The 4,094-nt window shown below is 70.4% G+C and carries 5 protein-coding genes; 3 read left to right on the top strand and 2 right to left on the bottom strand.

The annotated features are described in order from the left end of the window. Nucleotides 1-61 precede the first annotated feature (61 nt). Genes ettA through VIU94_RS21020 form a run of 3 tightly spaced genes read left to right on the top strand, consistent with a single transcriptional unit; the run spans nt 62 to nt 2,824 of the window. Entirely contained in the window at nt 62-1,726 is a 1,665-nt protein-coding gene (gene ettA, locus VIU94_RS21010) for an energy-dependent translational throttle protein EttA (RefSeq protein WP_331913380.1), read from the top strand. A 7-nt stretch (nt 1,727-1,733) separates the two neighbouring features. Further along, the gene (locus VIU94_RS21015; RefSeq protein WP_331913381.1) at nt 1,734-2,159 is read left to right on the top strand and encodes an acyl-CoA thioesterase; all 426 of its coding nucleotides are present in this window, start codon (nt 1,734-1,736) and stop codon (nt 2,157-2,159) included. After that, nucleotides 2,156-2,824, top strand: a complete 669-nt coding sequence (locus VIU94_RS21020; protein ID WP_331913382.1) for a DUF8010 domain-containing protein — start codon at nt 2,156-2,158, stop codon at nt 2,822-2,824. The genes VIU94_RS21015 and VIU94_RS21020 overlap by 4 nt, the downstream gene beginning before the upstream one ends. 144 nt (nt 2,825-2,968) lie before the next feature. Here the strand turns inward: VIU94_RS21020 and VIU94_RS21025 are convergent, their stop codons facing one another. Next, nucleotides 2,969-3,910, bottom strand: coding sequence for an ABC transporter ATP-binding protein (locus tag VIU94_RS21025; RefSeq protein ID WP_331913383.1), 942 nt, complete (start codon nt 3,908-3,910; stop codon nt 2,969-2,971). Continuing rightward, nucleotides 3,907-4,094: hypothetical protein (locus VIU94_RS21030; protein WP_331913384.1), on the bottom strand; the 188-nt coding region annotated here is incomplete at its 5' end. The genes VIU94_RS21025 and VIU94_RS21030, both read right to left, overlap by 4 nt.

Consider the following 4,094-nt stretch of genomic DNA (forward strand, 5'->3'; position numbering starts at 1 on the left):
GGGTGGCGGTCAGGCAAGATGGGGTGTATCTGCCCACTCACTCCTAGCCGGACGGTTTCTCTTGGCTGAGTACATCTACACGATGCGCAAGACGCGCAAGGCGCACGGCGACAAGGTCATCCTCGATGACGTGACGCTGAGCTTCCTGCCCGGTGCGAAGATCGGTGTGGTCGGCCCGAACGGTGCCGGTAAGTCCACCGTCCTCAAGATCATGGCCGGCCTTGAGCAGCCGTCCAACGGTGACGCCTTCCTGTCGCCCGGGTACACCGTCGGCATGCTCCTCCAGGAGCCGCCGCTCGACGAGACCAAGACGGTCCTGCAGAACGTCCAGGACGGCGCCGCCGAGATCATGGGGAAGCTTCACCGCTTCAACGAGGTCGCCGAGCTCATGGCGACCGACTACTCGGACGCGCTCATGGATGAGATGGGCAAGCTCCAGGAGGACCTGGACCACGCCAACGCGTGGGACCTGGACACCCAGCTGGAGCAGGCCATGGACGCCCTGGGCTGCCCGCCCGGCGACTGGCCGGTCACCAACCTGTCCGGTGGTGAGCGCCGTCGCGTCGCGCTCTGCAAGCTCCTCCTGGAGGCCCCCGACCTGCTGCTCCTCGACGAGCCCACCAACCACCTGGACGCCGAGTCCGTGCAGTGGCTGGAGCAGCACCTCGCCAAGTACCCCGGCACCGTCGTCGCCGTCACCCACGACCGGTACTTCCTCGACAACGTCGCCGAGTGGATCCTCGAGCTCGACCGCGGCCGCGCGCACCCCTACGAGGGCAACTACTCCACCTACCTCGACGCCAAGGCCAGCCGCCTCAAGGTCGAGGGCCAGAAGGACGCCAAGCGTGCGAAGCGTCTGAAGGAGGAGCTCGAGTGGGTGCGGTCGAACGCCAAGGGGCGTCAGGCCAAGTCCAAGGCCCGTCTCGCTCGCTACGAGGAGATGGCCGCCGAGGCCGACAAGATGCGGAAGCTGGACTTCGAGGAGATCCAGATCCCGCCGGGCCCGCGCCTGGGCTCGATCGTCGTCGAGGTCAACAACCTCTCCAAGGCCTTCGGCGAGAAGGTCCTCATCGACGACCTGAGCTTCACCCTGCCGCGTAACGGCATCGTCGGCGTCATCGGCCCGAACGGCGCCGGCAAGACCACGCTCTTCAAGATGATCCAGGGCCTGGAGGCCCCGGACTCCGGCGAGATCAAGGTCGGCGAGACCGTCAAGGTCTCGTACGTCGACCAGGGCCGCGCCAACATCGACCCCAAGAAGACGCTGTGGGCCGTCGTCTCCGACGAGCTGGACTACATCAACGTCGGCCAGGTCGAGATGCCCTCGCGGGCGTACGTCTCCGCGTTCGGCTTCAAGGGCCCGGACCAGCAGAAGCCGGCCGGCGTGCTCTCCGGCGGTGAGCGCAACCGCCTGAACCTCGCGCTCACCCTCAAGCAGGGCGGCAACCTGCTGCTCCTCGACGAGCCGACCAACGACCTCGACGTCGAGACCCTGGGCTCCCTGGAGAACGCGCTGCTCGAGTTCCCGGGCTGCGCCGTGGTCGTCTCCCACGACCGCTGGTTCCTGGACCGGGTCGCCACCCACATCCTCGCCTACGAGGGCGAGTCGAAGTGGTTCTGGTTCGAGGGCAACTTCGAGTCGTACGAGAAGAACAAGGTCGAGCGCCTGGGCGCGGATGCGGCCCGTCCGCACCGCGCCACGTACAAGAAGCTGACCCGGGGCTGATCAGTACATGGCTCGTCATATCTACAGCTGCCCCCTGCGCTGGTCGGACATGGACGCCTTCGGGCACGTCAACAACGTCGTCTTCCTGCGGTACCTGGAAGAGGCGCGGATCGACTTCATGTTCCGGCTGGCGCCGGGGAACGGCTCCCCGTCGTTCTCCGGCGGGTCCGTCGTGGCCCGGCACGAGATCGACTACGTGCGGCCGCTGGTGCACCGGCACGCGCCGGTCACCATCGAGTCGTGGGTGACGAAGATAGGCGCGGCGTCGCTGACGATCGCGTACGAGGTCAAGGACCCGGACGTCACGTACGTCCGCGCCTCGACCGTCGTCGTCCCCTTCGACCTGGAGGCCCAGCGTCCGCGCCGGATCTCCGCGGAGGAGCGCTCCTTCCTCGAGGAGTACGTCGACGACGGGATGCACTCCGCCGCATGACCGCGATCGCCCCGCTGCACTTCGACGACGCCCGGGAGGCGGCGGACCTCGCCGCCTTCCTGGGCCGGCTGCTGCGTTACGACCGGGCCGCCGCCGTCCGCCTCCAGGCGGGCGGCGGGGCGCTCGCCGTCTTCGGGCGGCCGCCGTCGTTCGAGGTCCTCGCGATCCGTACGGCGCGGCTGGTCGACGCGGTGGAGCTGGACGTGACCGTGTCGGCGGGCGAACTCCTCGAAGGAATCGAGGAGTCGGCCGGCAAGGCGGTCGTGCCGGACGCCGTGACCGGGCCGCCGTGGGCCGGTGTGCTGCCGCCTCGGGGTGGCTGGCGGGTGGTCGAGGGGGTGCCGGGCGGGGGCGCTCTGCGGGCCGCGGTTTCGGCGGCCGTCAGCGAGTTCCGCGCGCGGGACGAGGCGCTTCCGGAGGAGCGGCGTACGCGGGCGGAGCGCGATCGGATCGGGCGCGAGATCTGGTCTCGGACCGTGGCGGGGACGGAGCTGCCGCTGCGGGCCGTGCACGCGGCGCAGTCGCTGGGCTTCCTGCCCCCGCACGAGGTGCCGGTCACGCTGCTGGCGGCGGGGCCGTGGCTGCGGCTGCGCACGCCGTACGGGTCGATCGCCCTGCGCACCGCGACGGTGTCGCTGACGGTCGCGCCGACGCATCGGCACTGACGGGGGTTGCCCACCCCTCCCCGCTCCAAGCGCGGCGCCCCCGTGGGCACCAGGCACGGGGAACGGAGGCGCCCGCAAGGGCGCCGTCCCGTGTGCCCACCCGTCCCTCCCCCTAGGACGTCGTCCTGGAGTCGGCCTCAAGGCCTACCCCCGCTCCTCCTCGTCCGGCCAGACCCCGATGTGGTCCTGTTCCAGTTCCAGCATCACTCGGTGTTCCATGCCCAGTGTCTCCGTGTACTCCGACGGGAGTTGGAGGCGGCCGGCGCGGTCGAGCATGGCGTATTCGCGGGCTACGACGGACTCCTGGCCCTGCGCGTCGACCTCGGTGCGGCGGAGGACCTCCGAGGAGGTGCGGCCGTCGCGGATGGCGACGGTGCGGCGGACCTCGGAGGCCACGGCCTGGTCGTGGGTGACGATCACGATCGTCGTGCCCAGCTCCTCGTTGGCGCGGCGGAACGCCGCGAAGACCTGCTCGCCGGTTGCCGAGTCCAGCTCGCCGGTGGGCTCGTCCGCGAGCAGTACCGCCGGGTGGTTCGCCAGCGCCACCGCGATCGCGACCCGCTGCTGCTGGCCGCCGGACATCTGGTGCGGCCGACGGTCGCGGCAGTCCGCGATGTCGAGCATCGCCAGCAGTTCCTCCGCCCGCTCCGCCTTCCGCTTCGTGCGGCCTCTCAACTGCATGGGCAGCGATACGTTCTGAGCTGCCGTCAGGTACGGCAACAAGTTCCGCGCCGTCTGCTGCCAGACGAAGCCGACCACGTCCCGCCGGTAGCGAAGCCGCGCCTTCGCGTCCATCGCGAGCAGGTCGCAGCCCGACACCTTCGCCGCCCCGGCCGTCGGGACGTCCAGGCCCGCCAGAATGTTCATCAGCGTCGACTTGCCCGAGCCGGACGCGCCGACCAGGGCCATCAACTCGCCCTCCTTCACCAGGAGATCGAGCCCCTGCAGCGCCTGCACCTCCACCCCGTCCGTCGCGAAGATGCGTACCAGCCGGTCGCAGGCGATCAGGGCGTCGTGCCCGTACGAGGGCCGGTCGCGCCGCGCCGTCGCCCGCTGCTCCAGCTCCGCCAGAGTCGTGTCGGTCATCGCGTGTCTCCTGCCCTCAGTTCCTTGATCGATCCGCTGCGCGCGGCCCACCACGCCTGCAGCCCCGCCGCCGCGCCGGTCAGCAGCACCACGCCCGCCGCGGGCAGCGCCAGCGACCAGCCGTCGGCCCGCAGCGTCGCGTGGTCGAGCGTCGTGAGGCCGGGCGCGGCCGCGAGCGCGAGCC

This window comes from Streptomyces sp. (assembly GCF_036566765.1).
Lineage (GTDB): Bacteria > Actinomycetota > Actinomycetes > Streptomycetales > Streptomycetaceae > Streptomyces.

Excerpts from the sequence above, each read along its gene's own strand:
- VIU94_RS21015 (WP_331913381.1), top strand. The coding sequence starts at position 1,734 with ATGGCTCGTCATATCTACAGCTGCCCCCTGCGCTGGTCGGACATGGAC.
- VIU94_RS21020 (WP_331913382.1), top strand. The coding sequence starts at position 2,156 with ATGACCGCGATCGCCCCGCTGCACTTCGACGACGCCCGGGAGGCGGCG.
- VIU94_RS21025 (WP_331913383.1), bottom strand. The coding sequence starts at position 3,910 with ATGACCGACACGACTCTGGCGGAGCTGGAGCAGCGGGCGACGGCGCGG.